Raw genomic sequence first — 21,165 nt, forward strand, 5'->3', positions numbered from 1 at the left:
GGTACGCTTCTTAAGCGGTTTCTCTGAATAATACATAATAAGTTGATTTTGTGTCAACTTATTTTAGGACGGGACAATTTTAAGAATCAAAAAAGCACGTTACTAACGTGGCTTTTTTGTTGGTCTATGATTATGTAAGTGCTTAATTTTTATAAGAATTCAATAAATGTTCTTTAAATTAAACTTTTGCATATTTTTGGTATTTGTAATTAACGAGATAGTTTTTTACCATTTTCAAAATTAGATGAATAGTTAACTTTTAGTTAATATTATATTGTCATATATCTATAAAATCTTTTCACAATGATTTTTTTTAGCGTTATAATTTTAAATAATACAATTAATTTAAATTAGGTGAAAGACCTGTAAACACATAATAACATAAGTGAAATGGAATGAAATAAAGCAACTTAAAAAATTACAGTTACTATATAAAATGTAATAATATTTTAGCGTTTTGATAAAATAATATCACGATTACGCTAAACATATACCTAAATTTGAAAAATAGAATTCATAAAAAACAGCAATACATATACAACTTGAATTCTTTTTTATATTTCAAAAAATGACAAATAAAAAAAACCTTAAAAAAAAGAAAATTACTCTTTTCCTTATTGGCGTATCAATGTTTTTTGCATTTCAATCTTGTGGAACAAAAATTAAAAGTGATGCTATTAAACCAAGCTTAGTTGATAAAAACGCCACAGAAATTACTTTTAATTTATATAATAAATTAGAATTGATTGCTAAAACAGGTTTTGCTATTGGTCACCAAGATGCAACTTCGTATGGAATTGGTTGGAGACATGAGAACAACCTTTCCATCATTAAAAGTGATGTTCAAGAGGTTGTAGGAGATTTTCCAGCTGTTTATGGTTTTGACATAGGTCACATTGAACTTGCTCAAGAAAAAAACTTAGATGGTGTACCTTTTAATGATATGAGAAACCTTATTATTGATGCCTATAAAAATGGAGGTATTATTACTATAAGCTGGCACTTAGACAATCCTGTTTCTTTAGGAGATTCTTGGGATCCTACACCTGCTGTTTCAGAAATTATTAAAGGTGGTAAAAACAGAGAAAAATACGAACTTTGGGTTCAACGAGTGGCAAATTTTTTAAATACACTTCAAATTAATGGTGAAAAAATTCCAGTAATTTTCAGACCTTTTCATGAAATGAATGGATCTTGGTTTTGGTGGGGAGAAGGAAATTGCACAGCTTCAAATTATATAAAATTATGGCAAGAAACGGTACAATTACTAAAAGACAAACACAATTTACATCATATCATATATGCTTATTCACCAAACAAATTGAATCCTACCGATGATTATTTAAAATACTATCCTGGAGATGAATATGTAGATATTTTAGGAATTGACATTTACGACTTTAACAATTCTGAAGCATATAGTAATGCAATTACACATGATTTAAATATTGTAAAAAAAATTGCAACAGAAAAGAAAAAATTATTTGCATTTACAGAAACCGGATTAGAAAAAATACCTACTCATAAATGGTTTACAGAAGTTTTGTACCCAACCATTGAAAACTCTGGAATTTCCTGGGTTCTTTTATGGCGAAACCATACAACATCGCACCATTATATGCCTTTTAAAGGACACACGAGTGAAAATGACTTTATTGAATTTGAAAAATTACCAAAAACATTCTTTTTAAAAGATTTACAAAAACTTAAAAACTAAATAAACTTATGAAATTACTTCACACCGTTGATATATTAATAATACTACTGTATTTAATTACCATTGTAGTAATTGGTCTTGTGCTGAGAAAAAGAGCTCAGCAAAGTAAAGATGATTATCTACTTGGGGGGAAATCCATTCCTTGGTATATGCTAGGCTTATCAAATGCTTCTGGAATGTTTGATATTTCCGGAACCATTTGGCTAGTAACGTTAATGTTTGTTTATGGAATAAAAAGCGCTTGGATTCCTTGGTTATGGCCCGTTTTCAACCAAATATTTTTAATGGTTTATTTATCTAAATGGTTGCGTCGTTCTAATGCAACAACTGGAGCCGAATGGATTGGAACACGATTTGGGTTTAAAAAAGGCGCTAAACTTTCACACATTATTGTGGTGGTTTTTGCACTTATTATGTGTTTAGGATATTTAGCGTACGGGTTTATTGGTTTAGGAAAATTTATAGAAATTTTTATCCCTTGGGAAATTGTAAGTAATTATGTGCCTTTTGCGGTTTCACCGGAATTTGTACCTCATTTTTACGGAATTATATTTACACTTTTTGCAGTGTTCTACTCGCTTTTAGGTGGTATGTCTGGTATTGTTTGGGCAGATGTAGTTCAATTTGCAATAATGACAGTGGCCGCTTTGGTAATTGGTTATTTAGGTTTTCAAGCAGTTGGAGAAAATATTTTAAATGTTCCAAAAGATTGGATGAGTCCAACCTTTGGTTGGAAATTAAATATGGATTGGAGTACAATAATTCCTGAAGTCAACCAAAAAATTCAAGAAGATGGATTTGGTTTATTTACGGTTTTCTTTATGATGATGGTATTTAAAGGTGTTTTAGTAAGTATTGCTGGCCCTGCTCCTACGTATGATATGCAAAAAATTCTTTCTACAAAATCATCTGCTGAAGCTTCAAAAATGAGCGGATTTGTTTCTGTTGTTTTAATGCCAATTCGTTATTTAATGATTGCTGGTTTTGCTGCATTAGCACTAATTTATTATGAAAAACTAAACTTAGTAAATTCTGCAGGAGTTATAGATTTTGAATTAATATTACCTACAGCTATAAAAGAATTTGTTCCAGTAGGTTTATTAGGACTTTTATTAGCGGGACTAATAGCTGCATTTATGTCAACTTTTGCTGGTACGTTAAATGCCGCTCAAGCTTATTTAGTAAATGATATTTATTTAAAATATAAGAACCCTAATGCCTCCTCGGTTCAAATTAAAAACATGAACTATTTAACTGGAATTTTAGTTGTAATTGTGAGTATCATATTAGGTTTATTTGCCAAAGATGTAAACTCTGTATTACAATGGATAGTTTCTGTATTATACGGAAGCTATGTTGGTGCCAATATATTAAAATGGCATTGGTGGAGATTTAATGGTGAAGGTTTTTTCTGGGGAATGGCAGCTGGATTAATTTCTGCAGGAATAGTTCCTGAATTATTCCCAGAGGTGTTAGGATTGTACTTATTTCCAATAATATTATTAATATCTATTGTGGGGTCAATAATAGGAACTTATTCAGCACCTCCTACAGAAGAAAAAGTGCTCCTTTCTTTTTATAAAAATGTAAGACCTTGGGGTTTTTGGGGGCCAATTAAAGATAAATTAATAGCCGAAAACCCAATTTTTAAAGAAAATAAAGATTTTGGAATTGATATGTTTAATGTTACTATAGGTATTATTGCTCAAACTACTTTAGTAATACTACCAATGTATATTATATTCAGACAAACCATACCAGTATATATTGCATTTGCAATTTTAGTGATTTGTGCATTTTTATTGAAAAAATACTGGTGGAATAATTTAAAAGAAGAAATTGATTAGTTTAATTGAGACAATATGAAATTGAAAACACAAAAAAACAACCTCAAAAAGGTACAAAAGCACACTGAAAAGTTACTTCATAAAAATAATAAACCTATTGCTAAAACAAATGGAATATTTAAACGCTATAAAAATCCAGTATTAACTTGTGATCATACACCAATTCATTGGCGTTATGATTTAAATCCGAAAACAAACCCTTTTGGTTTAGAGCGAGTTGGAATAAATGCGGTTTTTAACGCTGGCGCCATTAAATGGAACAATAAGTATGTTTTATGTGCCAGAGTTGAAGGAAATGATAGAAAATCATTTTTTGCAATTGCTGAAAGCCCAAACGGAATTGATAATTTCAGATTTTGGGATAAACCTTGTGTAATTCCACAAATTAGCGGAAATCCAGATACAAACGTTTATGATATGCGTTTAACACTTCATGAAGATGGTTGGATTTATGGCATATTTTGTACGGAAAGAAAAGACCCAAATGCTCCTGCAACTGATACTAGCTCTGCCATCGCAAATGCAGGAATTGTTAGAACAAAAGATTTAATTAATTGGGAAAGATTACCCGATTTAATTTCAAATACTGGTCAACAACGTAATGTAGTTTTACATCCAGAATTTGTTAATGGAAAATATGCATTGTATACAAGACCTCAAGACGGTTTTATTGATATTGGGAATGGTGGTGGAATTGGTTTTGGCTATGTAAATTCTATGGAAAAACCAGTTGTAGAAAATGAAATAATCATAAACAATAAAATATATCACACGGTTTACGAATTAAAAAATGGACAAGGTCCAGCTCCTATTAAAACTTCAAAAGGATGGTTACACATTGCTCATGGAGTTAGAAATACTGCCGCCGGCTTACGCTATGTTTTATATATGTTTATGACAGATTTAAATGATTTAACAAAGGTAACTCACCAACCTGCCGGATATTTTATGGCGCCAACCTATAAAGAAACTTTAGGTGATGTATCTAATGTACTCTTTACAAGTGGTTGGATTAAAGATGAAGATGGAACAGTTTTTATTTATTACGCTTCTTCAGATACTAGAATGCATGTTGCCGTTTCTTCCGTTGAATTATTAGTTGATTATGTTACAAATAGTCCTGAAGACACCTTTACATCAGCAGGTTCAGTTCAAACAATTATAAATTTAATAGACAAAAATAAAGGATTATATTAATGCACAAATCCGCAGAAATAGTTTCAAAAGCGCTGGCAATTGAGCTGGAGAATATTTTAAATTACTGGACACAAAATTCCATTGATGCAGTTAATGGTGGTTTTGTGGGTGAAAGAGATCATTTTAATAATTTGGTTCCAAATGCTTCAAAAGGAATTATTTTAAATTCCAGAATTTTATGGTCATTTTCTGCTGTATCAAACCATTATAAATCAGAAAAATACAAATCATATTGTGAACGATCCTACAATTATTTAAAAACTTATTTTAAAGATTCTAAATATGGTGGTGTTTTTTGGGAACTCGATTCAAAAGGAACTCCAATAAACAATCGAAAACAAGTTTATGCACATGCATTTATGGTATATGCACTATCAGAATATTACATTTTTTCTAAAAACGAAGAAGCTTTAAACTGGGCAATTGAGATCTATAATTTGATAGAAAAATATGCTCATGACCAGGTTTATCAAGGCTACATTGAGGCATTTAACGAAGATTGGTCATCTATTAGCGATATGCGATTGAGTAATAAAGATGCTAATGAAGCTAAAACAATGAATACCCATCTTCATTTATTAGAAGCATATACCAATTTGTATAAAGTTTATAAAAATGAAAATCTAAAAAATAACCTATCAGAGTTGCTGCAGTTATTTTTAAATAAATTTTTAAATTCAGAAAACCATTTAAACCTATTTTTTGATGAACAATGGAATTTAAAAAGTAATATTATTTCTTTTGGGCATGATATTGAAACTGCTTGGCTTTTAATAGAAGCTGCAAAAGTTATTAAAGATGAAAAAATACTAAAAGAAACTGAAAGAGTTGCCATTTTAATTGCAGATACGTTTTTAAAAAAAGGGATTGATAAAGATGGCGGTGTTATCAATGAATTCAAACCTGAAACTGAAGAATTTGATTTTGACAAACATTGGTGGCCACAAGCAGAAGCTCTTGTAGGTTTACGCTATGCTTTTAATATTACGGGCAACGAAAAGTACCTTCAAAAATCTCTTGAAATTTGGAATTTTATTGATTCAAAAATATTAGATAAAACAAACGGAGAATGGTTTTGGAGCGTTGACAAAAATGGCTATATATATACTAATAATTACAAAATAGGCATGTGGAAAGCCCCTTATCACACCTCAAGAGCTTGTATTGTATTAAATAAACTTTAAAATAAAAATAAAAATGAAAATAAATTTATTAATACTTTATGTTTTAAGTACAATAGTACTTATTTCCTGCAAAAATAATGCTACAAATAACAATGAAAATTCAACTGTTAAAAAAGACACCATTGCTCTTATTTCCGTTAAAAACACTTCCTTTTATAAAGGAAACAAACCATATTTTTTTGTAGGTACAAATTATTGGTACGGACCTTTAATTGCTGCAAAAAATATTGGAGATAGAGAACGCTTGATTAAAGAGCTAGACTTAATGAAGGAAATAGGAATTGATAATCTGCGAATTTTAGTTGGTGCTGAAGGCGATGGCGGTGACTCAAGAGTGCATCCTGCATTACAGCCAAAACAAGGCGAATATAATTTAGATTTATTAGATGGATTAGATTTTTTATTGTTTGAAATGCGTAAAAGAAATATGTATGCTGTTTTATACTTAAACAATAACTGGATTTGGTCTGGTGGCATGTCACAATATCTTGAATGGAATGGTTACGGTACTGTTCCAAATCCATTTTTAGAAGAATACACGTGGGATGAATATATGAATTACACCAAGCAGTTTCACTCGTGCGAACCCTGTAAAGAAGCATATTATAATCATTTAAAATTTATAATTGGCAGAACAAATTCCTACACAGGAAAAAAATATTCTGAAGATAATGTAATTATGTCATGGCAAGTTGCTAATGAACCAAGAGTTTTAATGACTCCTGATCACGAAAGTGCATTTAAAGATTGGTTAAATGAAACTGTTTCAATTATTGAATCTTTAGATTCTGTACATTTAATTTCTACAGGAACTGAAGGTAAACACGGGTTTTTACAAGTTATGGACATGTATGAAAGAGTGCATAGTAATAAAGATATTGATTATTTAGCAATGCATATGTGGCCAAAAAACTGGGGATGGTATAATATTGATAATGAAAAAGCATCCACGCTAACATCTATTGAAAATGCAAATAACTACATGAATGAACATATAGCAATTGCAAAAAAAATGAACAAACCAATTGTGATGTCTGAGTTTGGATTTCCGCGTGAAAAAGAAAGTTTATCCTTAAATGCTTCTGTTGAAAATAGAAATACATTTTACAGTGCCATTTTTGAACGTATTACTGAAAGTAAAAAAACAAATGGCGCATTGGCAGGTTTAAATTTTTGGGGATTTGCTGGGTACGCTAAAACAAATGAAGACAACGGAAAATGGATGCATGGCGATGATTTTAGCGCAGATCCTCCACAAGAACCACAAGGCTTAAATTCAGTTTTTGCTTCAGATACATTAACATTAGAGTTAATTAAAACTGAAAATAAAAAATTATTGGATAATTAAATGTTTAAATTTTTAAAATAAATTTTATTTTAATTTTGGTTAAAAAAGAGGGCTTACAAAATTATGTAACCCACTTTTTTCAAACTCTTTTAGCAACTTAATTAGATTTAAAACTTGATGCTGGTAATTGAGCGCTGTTAAATAAATTAGACTGTATGGTATTTCCCCAAGCAAATCGAACGTTTTTTGGCTCTTTAACTTTTTTTGAAGAAACTTCTATTGATTTATTTTTAATTGTTGCTTTAGCAGAATAGTACACTCCATCTTCTCCGCATATTTCAAATTGTGTTATTTTTTTATCGCTAAAATACAATCCATCTGCATTATCAAATTGTACAATAATGGTGTTTTTATTTATTGAAAAACTTTTAAAAAGAGGTCCATCAACAATTGCTTCAAATGTTTTATAATGTTTCGTAAGCGCTAAATTTGCCAATCTAACACCTACAGATTTTTTATCTTTTGGATGAATATCATCTACTGGTGAAACATCACTAATTACAACCATACCGGTTTCAGAAACTTTATTTAAAACTTTACGTTGCGCATCTCTAATTTCTGCACCACCAAAATGATTTTCACCATAATTATAAGGTGCAATTTGAACATAATAAAAAGGGAAATTTTTATTCCATAAAGATCTCCAAGATTCTATTAATGATGCGAGTGTTTTATCATACGTTGATGCTCCAACATTAGATTCCCCTTGGTACCAAAGAGCTCCAGCTATTTCAAAACCAATTAATGGATAAATCATGGCATTAAAAGCTCTGGCAGGCTCTGTTGGTCCCCAAGCAACAGGCTTTAAATTATTAGCCGCTTTCAATAAAATTGAATCTTTTTTAATTACATTTTCTGGCATCCAAATTTCAGCAGGAGTTCCTCCCCAAGCTGAAACTACTAAACCAATTGGAATATCTTTTAAATTTTCTTGTAATCTTTTTGCAAAATAATAAGCGGATGCACTTGAATTTTTCATTGTTTCAGGAGTACAAACTTCCCAATTTCCATGTAAATCATTTTGAGGTGAAGTTGCCGAAGATTTTGAAACCGTAAAAAAGCGAATAGTTGGATGATTGGCATTTTTAATTTCATCTTCCCCATTATTAATTCCCCAAGCTGCAGACATTTCCATATTAGATTGCCCAGAACACAACCAAACTTCACCAATTAAAACATCTTTTAAAATAATTTCATTATATCCATTAATTTTAATTACATAAGGTCCACCGGCCCTTGGCGTTTTTACATTAATTTCCCAATATGCTTGGTTACTTGCTTTTGTTTTAAATTCTTCTTCAGTCCATGAAGGCATTATTACAACCTCTTCATTTGGGTTTGCCCATCCCCAAAACTTCACATCATTGTTTTGTTGTAAAACCATATGATCTGAAAATAGTGCTGGTAAGGTTACATTTGCAAATGAAACATTTACTAACAATAATAGTAAATACGATATTTTCTTCAGCATATTATTTATTTTAAAATAGTTTCAATTTCTTGTAATTCTTCAGTTGTAAAACTTAAATTTTTTAAAGAGCCTAAATTATCTAACAACTGATTAGTACTACTTGCGCCAACCAAAACAGAAGTTATTCTTTTATCTTTTAAAAGCCATGAAATTGCCATTTGAGCTAAAGTTTGACCTCTTTCTAAAGCCAGATTATTTAACTTTATGGCTTTATTAATTACAACTTCCGTTACCTGATTCTCTTGTAAAAATCCGGTACTTTTTGCTGCTCTAGAATCTTTAGGAATTCCTTTTAAATATTTGCTTGTTAAAATACCTTGTTCTAATGGTGAAAATGCAATTGATCCAATCCCTTCATCTTCTATAACATCTAACAAACCATTTTCTACCCAACGATCCATCATACTATATTTTGGTTGATGAATTAAACAGGGAGTTCCTAATTCTTTTAGTATTTTAGATGCTTTTAACGTATCTTCTGCACTATAGGATGAAATTCCAACATACAATGCTTTTCCCTGACGAACAAATAAATCTAAAGCTCCCATAGTTTCTTCCAATGGTGTTTCTGGATCTGGCCTGTGGTGATAAAAAATATCAACATAATCCAGTCCCATTCTTTTTAAACTTTGGTCTAAACTTGCAACTAAATACTTTTTTGAGCCTAAATCTCCATAAGGACCTGGCCACATTCCCCAACCAGCTTTTGATGAAATTATAAGTTCATCTCTATAACCTTTAAAGCTTTCTTTAAGAATTTTACCAAAATTTTCTTCGGCTGAACCAGGAGACGGTCCATAATTATTGGCTAAATCAAAATGCGTAATTCCATTATCAAAGGCAGTATGCAAAATTTGTTTGCCATTTTTGTAGTCATCAACATCTCCAAAATTATGCCATAAACCTAAAGAAAGAGCAGGTAGCATCAATCCACTTTTCCCACATCTTCTATACTTCATTGTATCATATCTATCATTTTTCGCTATATATTTTTCCATTTTGTTATTAGTTATTATTTCAAAGGTTTTTGAATAAAGGTATTAATTTTTCAGCAATTTCTTTATGTTCTTGTACGCTTGGATGTGAAGAACATCCGCTATTGTAGGCTTTATCTAATTCGAATATTATTGGATTTTTATCAGTATTTGATTTAAAATAATTTTGAACTTCTTTTAAACAAGAAATTAATAAATTATTTGTCTCTCCAATAATCATTGGACTATTTATGAATACCACTTTTGACGTTGGATAATGTGAATAAACCGTTTTTACAAAATTTATATAATTAGAAATAAACTTTTCTTTGTTAAAAGGTAATCTACTTTTCACTCCATCACCTAAAGATAAATCATTTGTCCCCATGCAAATACTAACAATATCTGGTTGAATTTTAAATTCGTATTTTTTAGTTGAATCCGAATTTAAGTACAAATTTTCATAAACTTCAGGCAGTATTGGCTTCTCTATATGTTCATCATTCCAGGCTCTATACATTCCAATACCAGAAACTGAACTCAACATAAAATTAACATTTAAAGCTCTTGCAATTCTTGGTCCATATGCCAGATATGCATTATGATGATCTAGATATTCACCAGTATCACAAGGAACATCACTGGAATCAGCAGCAGCTCCACATGTTACAGAGTCTCCAATAAACTCTATAGTTGCTTTTTTTGAATTTGGAAATTGCAATATTTTTTGAGCGGTAACTCCTTTAAAAATTATTGTGCCACTACTAGCTTCAGTAGCTTTAAAAATTCCAATTTTGTTTTGATTATTCTTTGGTAAACTCAATGGAATATTAGTCATTGACTTTGAATCAATTTTAAATTTTTTTTGATATTTATCATTAATTGCTACAACAACATAATTATGAGAATTGTTGCCAGATTGTAAGTGTAAATTAATAGAATCTCCTTCAACAATAAACTCAACCGATGCTGCAGAACTTATAAATGCTACACTTGAATCTTTAAAAACTTCTGTTCTACCTTGATAAAAAAACTGATTATTAACGGCATTAAAATGTTGTAAATTGGAATCATTTTTTACACCACAACCAACATTTAATATTAGAAAAAATATAGAAATAACTTTATACATGTTTTTTATTTTTAAAATATAAAGCTATAAAAATTCATGTTAAATCTCTTAATATAATTCATCATTTACTCCTATTATTTAAGCTAACAATTATAATATTTAACACCTATAAAACTCTCTTTATCCCTTCAAACTTTTCACGAAATTCACTAGGTGTAGAATTTTTAGATTTTTTAAAAACTCTGTTAAAATTAGCTATATTATTAAAGCCACATTTAAAACTAATTTCGCTTATGCTTAAATCGGTTTCAATTAACCAACGTGTTGCGTAACTTATTCGTGTATCATTTGTATAATCTACAAAGGTTTTTCCGGTTCTTTTTTTTATAAATCGGTTAAAAGAAACGGGGCTCATACTTACAATATTTGAAATTTCATTAAGCGTTATTTTTTTATTAAAATTTTCCTGAATGTACTCGTACACTTTTTTAATTTTATCACTATTTTCAAATACTTTATTTTGCGAAGAATAAGTGGATAATAACCGCTGATTTCTGGAATTTGCTAAATCTTGTAAAATTGACATCAATTCCATAAGGTAGTCAATACTATCAATTTTTGCAAGTGCTTTAATTCTATCCTTTACATCAAACGCCGTTTTTTTGGAAAACAAAATTCCATAACTAGATCTGTCAAACATGTCTTTTATAGGCTTAAAAATCCTACGAGAAAGCATTTTATCATCAAACAAATCATTGTGAAATTGAATGGTAACTTCATTTATACTTTTACTAGTACATTTATGTAATTCCCAACAATGTTCAATATTAGGCCCAACTAAAACCAATTCAACTTCATCAATTTCTTCTATACTATCGCCAACAAATCGTCTAACACCTTTGCCGTTTGAAATAAAGTTTAATTCATATTCTGGATGAAAATGAATTGGGAAGTCAAAATCGTCTTTTACCCTATCAAAAACCAAAAAACTATCTTCTGGTGCCAGCGGTGTAATTTCTCTATGAAACGTTTTATTCATACTAAAAAAAAATTATGTTGAAATTTTAGATTAAATAATGACAATATTCAACAGGTAATTATTGCATCTAAAATACATTATTTTATACATCTGCCAATACGTATTGGACTGTTTTAAAGTAATAATGTAATTTTTATATAATACTTTGTAAATATAGTATTACTCTAAATTTAGTTCTTTTTTAAATTTTATTGCTTTTTAATTTAAAAGTTACATACCATTCATATTTTATGTTGATTACTCTTTTCCTTTAAAAAAAATAACCTATTTTTATAATTACAACATTTTAAAAATCAAATGCTTAAAATTTTCATTACTCCATATGCAAAGTATCTATTTAAACCAAGTTTTATATTTAAGCTTTCAATGTTTTACAATTGCTTTTATTTTATTATCCCTATTTAGATTACGTACATATTTTGGCTTAAGTTTATTATTTGCTGCTTTGGGGGTTTTTCAATATATGCAAGTATTTTTAGCAAATACTTTATATTTTGAAGTGTATCCAACTATTTTTGTTTCGTCTGGCTCTTCTGTAATCTTTACAGGAAGCATTTTCGCAATTTTATTAATTTACATAAAAGAGGATGCCATTGAAGCTAGAAAAGCTATTTATGGAATTTTGGCTGCAAATATTATATTATCCTTACTTCAATTTTCTATAAGCATTGGTTTAAAAGGTGACAAAGTATTAAATGTTTATAATCTCCCCGTTGAACTCTTCAATCAGAATTATAAAATTTCAATAATTGGAACTTTACTTATTTTTTTAGATTCATTTTTAATAATTTTTGTATTTGAAATAATATCAAAAAAAATTCAATCCATCTTTTTTCGAATATTATTTTCATCTCTTTTTATTTTAAGTATAGACTCTGTTTTGTTTGCCGTAGGAGCTTTTTATGGTACTGATCAAGTAAACAAAATAATTATTTCTGGCCTAATTTCTAAAAGTTACGCGGCTATTCTTTATGCTATATTTTTCACTATTTATTTAAAACACTTTGATAAAACAAATTTAAAATTAGATGCCAAAGGAAATGTGCTTAAAGATATTTTTCATTCGCTTACATTTCGCCAGAAGTATGAAAAAATTTACGCAAAAAGCATTCAACAAGAAGAAGAATTAATTAAAAGTGAACAAAAACACAAATATTTTGTTGAACAAACCAATGAAGGTTTTTTTAAAATGGAAGCTGAAATTCCAATTCCAATAAACCTAAGTGAAGATAAACAAATTGAGCTCATGTACCGGTATTTATTTATTTCAGAATGCAATGAAAACTTTGCCAAAATGCGCGGTTATAAAAATAAAGAAGAAATTATAGGTACTAAATTAAAAGATTTACAAGGTAATAAAAATGAAGACGTGAATTTTGCCGCACTTTCCAAATTTATTCAATCTAATTACATTACACTGCAAACCAAAACAATTGGTTTAGATAAAAATAAAAATGAACGCCATTTTTTAAACAATACAATTGGAATAATTGAAAATGATAAGTTATTATCGTTTTGGGGAACCCAAAGTGATGTAACCGACAAAATAAACGCTGAAATTGCTCTAGAAGAAGCAAATACCATTATAAATAGAAGTCAATCTGTAGCATTTTTATGGAGAAATGAGGAAAATTGGCCTGTTGAATTTGTTTCTGAAAACATTGTAAAACTAACTGGCTATGAACCTAAAGATTTTATAAATAAAACTATTTCATATGCAGATATTATTTATGCAGACGATAAAGAAAGAATTGGTAACGAAGTTAAAATTGCAAGTAGTAATTTAACTACTACTAATTTTAATCACCAACCTTATAGAATTATAACCAAAGACAAAACTATAAAATGGGTGCAAGACGAATCCTACATTCGTAGAAATAAAAACAACGAAATTACTCATTTCGAAGGAGTTGTAATAGATATTACCGAAAAAATAAATGCCAACATTCAATTGGTAAACGAAAAAAACAAAGCTCAAAATTACTTAAATGTTGCTGGTGTAATGTTGGTTAGTATTGATTCAAAAGGTATTGTTCAATTAATTAACCCCAAAGGTTGTGAAATACTCGGTTATTCAGAAAATGAAATAATAGGTAAAAATTGGTTTGATAACTTTCTACCAAAAGATGAAATACATAAAATTAAAGAAATTTCAAACCTAATATACAAAGGAAAAATTGAACACGTAAAATATATTGAAAATGAAATTCTCACAAAAAATGGAGATAAAAAGTTAATTGCTTGGACAAACGTTTTAATTTTAGACCTCCAAGGAAACATTACATCTACATTAAGCTCTGGAGAAGATATTACAGAACGTAATAAAATTCAAGAAAAACTTAAAATTAACGAAGAAAAATACAGAACGCTTTTTGAATATGCGCCTGAAGGTATTTTAATTGCAACTACAGAAAGTTATTATTTAGATACCAACACAGCCATGTGTAAAATGTTAGGTTATACTCGTAAAGAGCTCATAGGCCTGCACGCTACAGATATAGTTCAACCTTTAGAAATTAACAATATTCAACCAGCGTTGGACACTATAAATTCATCAAAGCCTTATGAAAAAGAATGGCAATTTAGGCGAAAAGATGGAACTTCATTTTCAGCAGAAGTAACAGTTACTACTTTACCAGATGGCAATTTATTAGCCTTAGTGAAAGATGTAACTGAACAAAAATTATTAAAAGCTAATTTAATACAAGAAAAAGAATTATTGAAAGTAATTATTAATAATATTCCTGTAATGCTTTCCTTATATGATCCAAACATAAATATGTTGTTTTTAAATAATGAATTTGAAACAAAATTAGGCATTACAACAAAAGATGCAGATGAAATGGATATTATGGAGCTATTTTATCCAGATGAAAAAATTAGAAAACAAGTAGCTGACTTTATGTTAAATGCACCTAAAGAATGGAGAGAGTTTCCAATTTCAACAAAAAACGGAACCATTTTAAATACTGAATGGACCAATATTAAATTAGACAACGGAACCCAAATTGGAATTGGATTAGACATAACTGAACGAAAATTAATTCAGAAAAATTTGATTAGGTTTAATAATAGATTACAAGTATTAAATAATGTAAATTCTACAATTTTACTTTCTAAAGATTTAAACTCTATTGTAGAAAATATTCTATTAGAACTCCAAAAAACTATTCATTATAAAAGAGCTTCATTTGGAGCGTATGATTCTGAAAGCAATACATTTAAAATGTTAAGTGTAATTGTAGAAGAGAAGGCTTCAAAACCTTTAATTAGCAAAGTAGAAGCTTCAAAGTTTATTTTTATAGAACTCGATAAACTTAAATCTGGTGAACATCAAATAATTGAGGATATTTCAGCATTAAAAAGTCCATCACCTATTATAACTACAATGGTTTCTTTAGGTTTAAAATCAGTACTTTTTGTTCCATTAATTTCTAATGAACAACTTAGTGGTATTCTTTCCCTATATAGTGATTCTGATGAAACTTTTTCACAAGAAAATATTGATATTAGTAAAGAAATAGCAAATCAATTAGCTATTGCTGTAAATCAACATAAATTAAAAAATGAAATACTTGAATATACCGAAAATCTTGAAGAAAAAATAAAAGAAAGAACTGAGCAGTTAGAATTTTCAAACAAAGAATTAAGAGATTTTGCACAAATAGTTTCGCACGATTTAAAAGCGCCTTTGAGAGCCATAAGTCAGCTTAGTTATTGGGTTTCTCAAGATTATAGTGACAAAATTGACGCGGCAGGTCAAGAACAACTTGCAATGTTAGTTGGTAGAGTAAAACGATTAGATAATTTAATTGAAGGTATTTTACAATATTCTAGAGCTGGTAAAGCTAGAGAAAAAGAAGTTTTAATTGATTTAAATACTATTGTTGATGATGTCATTATTTCTTTAAATCCAGACCACAACATTCATATAAAAGTAGAAACTGATCTTCCAAAAATATTAGCTGACCCTACACGTTTTAGTCAAGTTTTTCAAAATTTAATTGCAAATGCTATTAAATTTAATGATAAACCTATTGTAAATATAACTATTGGCTGCATTCAAAAAGAAGATATTTGGGAGTTTTATATTTCAGATAACGGCCCTGGAATTGAAGAAAAGTATTTTGATAGAATAATTCAAATTTTTCAACGCCTTGAAACACGTGACAACCAAGAAGGAACCGGTGTTGGATTAAGTTTAGTAAAAAAAATAATTCAAATTTATAATGGAGAAATTTGGATCACATCAAAAATAAATAAAGGAACAACATTTCATTTTACATTACCCATAAAAATTTAATTATGAAAAATTCAAATCTCACCATATTATTAGTAGAAGACGATAAAGTTGATGTAATAACAATTCAACGTGCCTTACGCGAATTAAAAATATTAAATCCAGTTGTTATTTGTGAAAATGGCTTAGAAGCATTAAATTTCCTAAATAATGAAGAAAATTTGTTACCAGGAATTATTTTATTAGATTTAAACATGCCAAAAATGAATGGTATAGAATTTTTAGAACATAGAAAAAAAAGCCAAATCATTAATTTAATTCCAACCGTTGTTTTAACAACATCTAAAGACGAACAAGATAAAGTTGAAAGCTTTAATTTAGGTGTTGCAGGTTATATGATTAAACCTGTAGATTACTTAAAATTTGTTGAGGTAATTAAAACAATTGATTTATATTGGACACTAAGTGAATTGCCTAATAAAAATAGATAAATTGTAAAATGAAACATCTGTTATTAATTGAAGACGACCAGGTTGATCAAATGGCTTTTGAAAGGTTTGCAAGCACCAGTGAATTTAATTTCACATATAAGGTTGCAAATTCAATTTCACAAGCAAAAGACACGCTTAAAATTGAAAAATTTGACGCCATTGTTTCCGATTATTTTTTAGGTGATGGCAATGCTTTTGAAATATTAGAATTAAAATTTGATATTCCAATAATTGTAATAACAGGTACCGGAAGTGAAGAAATTGCAGTACAAGCCTTAAAAATGGGTGCATATGATTATTTAATAAAAGATGTTGATGGCTTTTATTTAAAAATGTTGCCTATAACTGTTGAAAATGCACTTCAAAGATTTCAATCTGAAAAAGAATTAAAAGAATACCATACAAATTTAGAAGAATTAATTGCCCAAAAAACAGCAGAACTAAAAAAAGAAATTGAAATTAATAAAGAAACTTCAGAAGATCTTTTAAAAATGAATATGATTTTTAAAAACTCAAATGAAGTTACTTTTATGACCGATTTTAATGGAGTTATTACTTTTGTAAATCCTAAATTTACAGAATTGTATGGATATACTTCAGAAGAAGTAGTTGGAAAAAAAACTCCTAGAATTTTAAAAAGTAACATTCCAAATAATATTGATTATGATAGTTTTTGGACTAAATTAACCAATAAACAAAGCATTTCTAACTTTAGTTATATCAATAAAAAAAAGGATGATTCATTAATTCCAATTGAAGGTTCTTTTGAACCAATTCTTGATTCTGAAAAAAAAATCATCGGTTATTTAGTCATACAAAGAGATATTTCTGATAGAATAAAAAGTCAAAATATTCAAAAAGTATTATTTAATATTTCCAATGCAGTTAACACAACTAAAAATTTAAAGCAATTAATAAAATCAATAAAAAAAGAATTACAAATAATCATAGATTCTACAAATTTTTATATTGCTCTTTACGATGACATTAACAACAAAATTACGCTACCCTTTTTTGAAGATGAAAAAGATTTTTTTACTTCAATACCTGCAGAAAATTCAATAACTGAATTTATCATAAAAACCAAAAAACCATTATTAGCCTCTGGAGAAGAACTAGTTGCATTAGGAAAAGAAAAAAACTTTAATATTGTTGGAACTATTCCAAAACAATGGCTTGGTGTTCCTATTAAAGTTGGAGAAGTAATAACAGGCGTAATTGTACTGCAAAGCTATAAAAGCACAAAGGCTTTTACCGAGGATGATAAGAATTTATTAATCTTTGTATCTGACCAAATTGGTCTTTCTATTCAAAATAAAAAAATTGAAGAAGACCTAACAATAGCTTTGGAAAAAGCTACAGAGTCCGACAAACTTAAAACTGCATTTCTTCATAACATAAGTCATGAAATTAGAACACCCATGAACGGAATATTGGGTTTTACCAGTCTTTTAAAAAACCCTCAATTATCGGATGAAAAACAACAATCTTTTATTGATATAATTACCAAAAGTGGAGAACGTATGCTAAATACGTTAAATGATTTAATGGATATGTCTAAATTAGAAACAGGACAGGCAAAATTGAATTTAACGGAAACAAATATAAATCAAGAATTAGAAATTTTATTTTCCTTTTTTAAACAAGAAGCAACCAATAAAAAATTACTTTTAAACTTAACCCTACCAAAAGGAGAAAATCATATTTCTATTAATACTGATAGAGAAAAATTATATGCAGTACTTAGTAACCTCCTAAAAAATGCTTTAAAATTCACAAATATTGGAGGCATTGATTTTGGATATACTTTAAAGGAAAACTGCTTGGAGTTTTATATTATGGATACCGGTATTGGAATACCTAAAAACCGACAAACAGCAATTTTTGAAAGATTTATACAAGCAGATATTTCTGATGAATTAGTATTTGATGGCTCTGGATTAGGTTTGTCTATTTCAAAATCATATGTAGAAATGCTTGGTGGTGAAATTTGGGTAGAATCTATTGAAAACCAAGGTTCACAATTTTTCTTTACCATTCCTATTGATTCAAACAATACTGTTTTAAAAGAAATACCACATGAAATTGAAACTACAGAAGCTGTAAACGCTAATAAAATATCAGTGTTAATTGTTGAAGATGAAGAAATTGCTTCCATATATTTATCTATTATTATGGAAGATTATTGTTCATCCATATATAGAGCTGTAAATGGTGAAGTTGCTTTAAAAGTTTTTAATGAACATCCTGAAATTGACCTCATTTTATTGGATATTAAAATGCCAAAAATGAATGGTTATGAAACAGTTTTAAAAATTAGAGAAAAAAATAGAGATGTTGTTATTATAGCTCAAACTGCATTTACATTTCCAGGAGACCAAGAAAAAGCATTACGTTATGGTTGTACAGATTATATTTCAAAACCTATAAAAGCAACTAATTTAATTGCTCTAGTAAAAAAATATTTTGATATATAATTTTAGCAAATTAACCTTTAAAGATTGGTAATGTAAATTTAAACTCACTACCTACATTTGGAGTACTTTCAACCCAAATTTTACCGCCACTTTTTTCAACAAAATCTTTGCATAAAATAAGTCCTAATCCTGAGCCATGCTCGTTGGCTGTTCCTACACTCGTATTTTTAATTTCAATATTAAATAGGTTTTCAATTTCATCTGCTGCAATTCCAATACCATTATCTTTTACACAAATTTCAACAAAATCTTCTTTTATTGTTGAGTAAATTTGTATCTCACCCTTTGAATAAGTAAATTTAATTGAATTTGAAACTAAATTTCTTAAAACAGTGTTAATCATATTTTCATCTGCATACACAAAAATATGATTATCCACATTATTAATAATATTAATTTCCTTATTAAATGCCTGAATTTCAACAAATGAAATTGATTCTGACACTAATAATGCCAATTCAATTTTTGTAGGAGTAAAACTCAAATTACCAGACTGATTATTAGCCCAAAGCAATAAATTTGACAATAAGTTTGAAGCTTTTAAAGAGGATCCTTTAATGATTTTTAAAAATTTCAGCTTTTTTTCATCTGAATATTCTTTATAATTATCAATTAAAAGTTCTGTAAAACCTTGTATGGAATTAAATGGATTTTTTAAATCATGTGCAATTATTGAAAAAAACTTATCTTTTGTACTATTCAGTTGCTTTAATTTTATTGTTTGCTGTTGAATTTCTTCATTCATCTTATTAATTTGATGATTTTTAAATTCCATTAAATTATATGCTTTTTTCTTAGCGGTATGAAGATTTATGGAAATTACTAAAAAAACAACAAAAATTGTCATTAAAATAATTAATACATAACTAATCTTTTTTTCGTTTTCATACTTAATTTCTGCTAATTCATTTTTAGAAGACAACTCATCAATAGTTAACCTTTTATTTTCTAACTCATTAAGCGCATGAAACAAACCTACATTTTTTCTCTTTTCCTTCTCAAAAACACTATCTCTTAATTTATTATACTTTTTCAGGTATTCGTATGACTTTTTTAGATTTCCAATTTTATCATAATTATCAGCTAAAGATTGAAGGTTTTCTATTTGAAATTGCAAATCTCCAGTTTCTACTGATAAATTCAAACTTTTAAAATTGTAATCAATAGCTTTATTAATGTTATTTTGTTTGATATTCAAATTCGCTAAATTATAATAAATGATAATTTCTAAACCAGTTGCATTGTTTTCGTTTACAATCTTCATTGCTTTATCAAAATATAAAATAGCTTCATTATATTGTTTTAAACTAATATAACAATCACCTATATTATTATAGTTAGTTGCTAAACCTTCTTTAAAATTAAATTTCTCTTGAATTTTAATTGATTTATAATAATAATTTAAACCTTTTGAAATATTTTTATTATCTGCATATACATTTCCAAGATTTGTATAGCAAGTTGCAACGCCATCTTCATCGTGTAATTCAACATATAACTTTAAAGCATCATTAAAATATTTTGAAGCAAATTCATAATTTTCCTGCCCGTAATATAAGTTTCCTATATCAACATAATTCATTGCAACGCCATCACGATTATTTAATATTTTATCATAAACTTTTAATGACTTTAAAAAATACTGAATTGCCAAATCCTCTCTAAAAAGAAGCGTATACACTCTTCCCATATAATTAAATAAATTGGCAATTTCAATGCTATTATTTATGCTTTCATATTTCAGTAGTGCATTTTAAAAATTTCCTAAAGCCTCTACATATCTACCTGAATAGTAATAATTTATTGCAGCTTTTTTATATGCTTTTGCTAAATAAAATTGAGATTTACTAATTTCAGCTACTTTAACCGCTTTATTATAGTAATAAAATGAAGAATCACTTTTTTCAGAAAATTTAAATTGATCTGCAATTTTAATAAGTATTGAAACTTTTGACGTATCTATAGTTTCATTTAACAAATCTAACTTTAATTGCTCAATATTTTTAGCAACTTCTTGACTAAAAATAGAAGAGTAAAAACCAATAAGCAATAAAATAAATAATCTAATTTTCACTAAAACATTTTTAATGGGAACTAAACAAACTAAT

Annotated in this window: 14 protein-coding genes; 8 read left to right on the forward strand and 6 right to left on the reverse strand. The window is 28.4% G+C overall.

The genetic code is table 11. The annotated features are described in order from the left end of the window. The first annotated feature begins 568 nt into the window (after nucleotides 1-568). The 5 genes from JEY78_RS06905 to JEY78_RS06925 are packed head-to-tail and all read left to right on the forward strand — an operon-like array spanning nucleotide 569 to nucleotide 7,293. Nucleotides 569-1,717 carry a glycoside hydrolase family 26 protein gene (locus JEY78_RS06905; RefSeq protein WP_291848597.1) on the forward strand — a complete coding sequence of 383 codons (1,149 nt, stop codon included), beginning with the start codon at nucleotides 569-571 and terminating at the stop codon, nucleotides 1,715-1,717. Between the two features lie 8 nt (nucleotides 1,718-1,725). Continuing rightward, nucleotides 1,726-3,564, forward strand: coding sequence for a sodium:solute symporter family protein (locus JEY78_RS06910; protein ID WP_291848600.1), 1,839 nt, complete (start codon nucleotides 1,726-1,728; stop codon nucleotides 3,562-3,564). A gap of 15 nt (nucleotides 3,565-3,579) precedes the next feature. Next, complete coding sequence (locus JEY78_RS06915) at nucleotides 3,580-4,761, forward strand: glycosidase (RefSeq protein ID WP_291848603.1); 1,182 nt, start codon at nucleotides 3,580-3,582, stop codon at nucleotides 4,759-4,761. Beyond that, nucleotides 4,761-5,945, forward strand: a complete 1,185-nt coding sequence (locus tag JEY78_RS06920) for an AGE family epimerase/isomerase (protein WP_291848606.1) — start codon at nucleotides 4,761-4,763, stop codon at nucleotides 5,943-5,945. Before JEY78_RS06915 ends, JEY78_RS06920 begins: the two co-directional genes overlap by 1 nt. Nucleotides 5,946-5,958: 13 nt before the next feature. After that, nucleotides 5,959-7,293 carry a beta-mannanase gene (locus tag JEY78_RS06925; RefSeq protein WP_291848608.1) on the forward strand — a complete coding sequence of 445 codons (1,335 nt, stop codon included), beginning with the start codon at nucleotides 5,959-5,961 and terminating at the stop codon, nucleotides 7,291-7,293. 97 nt (nucleotides 7,294-7,390) lie between these two features. Here the strand turns inward: JEY78_RS06925 and JEY78_RS06930 are convergent, their stop codons facing one another. From JEY78_RS06930 to JEY78_RS06945, 4 genes are all read right to left on the reverse strand, one after another. Beyond that, entirely contained in the window at nucleotides 7,391-8,764 is a 1,374-nt protein-coding gene (locus JEY78_RS06930; protein ID WP_291848611.1) for a sialate O-acetylesterase, read from the reverse strand. A 5-nt stretch (nucleotides 8,765-8,769) separates the two neighbouring features. Beyond that, nucleotides 8,770-9,762, reverse strand: a complete 993-nt coding sequence (gene mgrA / locus JEY78_RS06935) for an L-glyceraldehyde 3-phosphate reductase (protein ID WP_291848614.1) — start codon at nucleotides 9,760-9,762, stop codon at nucleotides 8,770-8,772. Between the two features lie 19 nt (nucleotides 9,763-9,781). Beyond that, nucleotides 9,782-10,870 carry an SGNH/GDSL hydrolase family protein gene (locus JEY78_RS06940; protein ID WP_291848617.1) on the reverse strand — a complete coding sequence of 363 codons (1,089 nt, stop codon included), beginning with the start codon at nucleotides 10,868-10,870 and terminating at the stop codon, nucleotides 9,782-9,784. 106 nt (nucleotides 10,871-10,976) lie between these two features. Beyond that, a complete protein-coding gene (locus JEY78_RS06945; protein WP_291848620.1) occupies nucleotides 10,977-11,849 on the reverse strand; it encodes an AraC family transcriptional regulator in 873 nt (290 codons plus the stop codon). A gap of 322 nt (nucleotides 11,850-12,171) precedes the next feature. Between JEY78_RS06945 and JEY78_RS06950 the strand changes: the two genes are divergently transcribed. The 3 genes from JEY78_RS06950 to JEY78_RS06960 are packed head-to-tail and all read left to right on the forward strand — an operon-like array spanning nucleotide 12,172 to nucleotide 19,057. Further along, nucleotides 12,172-16,152 (forward strand): PAS domain S-box protein, encoded by a 3,981-nt coding sequence (locus JEY78_RS06950; protein WP_367158771.1) that lies wholly within the window; start codon nucleotides 12,172-12,174, stop codon nucleotides 16,150-16,152. 2 nt (nucleotides 16,153-16,154) lie between these two features. Next, on the forward strand, nucleotides 16,155-16,580 hold the full coding sequence (locus tag JEY78_RS06955) for a response regulator (RefSeq protein ID WP_291848626.1): 426 nt from the start codon (nucleotides 16,155-16,157) through the stop codon (nucleotides 16,578-16,580). Nucleotides 16,581-16,588: 8 nt separating this feature from the next. Next, nucleotides 16,589-19,057 carry a response regulator gene (locus JEY78_RS06960; RefSeq protein WP_291848629.1) on the forward strand — a complete coding sequence of 823 codons (2,469 nt, stop codon included), beginning with the start codon at nucleotides 16,589-16,591 and terminating at the stop codon, nucleotides 19,055-19,057. 10 nt (nucleotides 19,058-19,067) lie between these two features. On the opposite strand, the gene JEY78_RS06965 is transcribed toward JEY78_RS06960, so the two are convergent. Together JEY78_RS06965 and JEY78_RS06970 are read right to left on the reverse strand one after the other, a co-directional pair. After that, nucleotides 19,068-20,801 (reverse strand): tetratricopeptide repeat protein, encoded by a 1,734-nt coding sequence (locus JEY78_RS06965; RefSeq protein WP_367158772.1) that lies wholly within the window; start codon nucleotides 20,799-20,801, stop codon nucleotides 19,068-19,070. Nucleotides 20,802-20,810: 9 nt separating this feature from the next. After that, nucleotides 20,811-21,131, reverse strand: coding sequence for a hypothetical protein (locus JEY78_RS06970; RefSeq protein ID WP_291848632.1), 321 nt, complete (start codon nucleotides 21,129-21,131; stop codon nucleotides 20,811-20,813). Between the last annotated feature and the right edge of the window lie 34 nt (nucleotides 21,132-21,165).

Origin of the sequence: Lutibacter sp., assembly GCF_016342705.1 — a bacterium.
Lineage (GTDB): Bacteria > Bacteroidota > Bacteroidia > Flavobacteriales > Flavobacteriaceae > Lutibacter.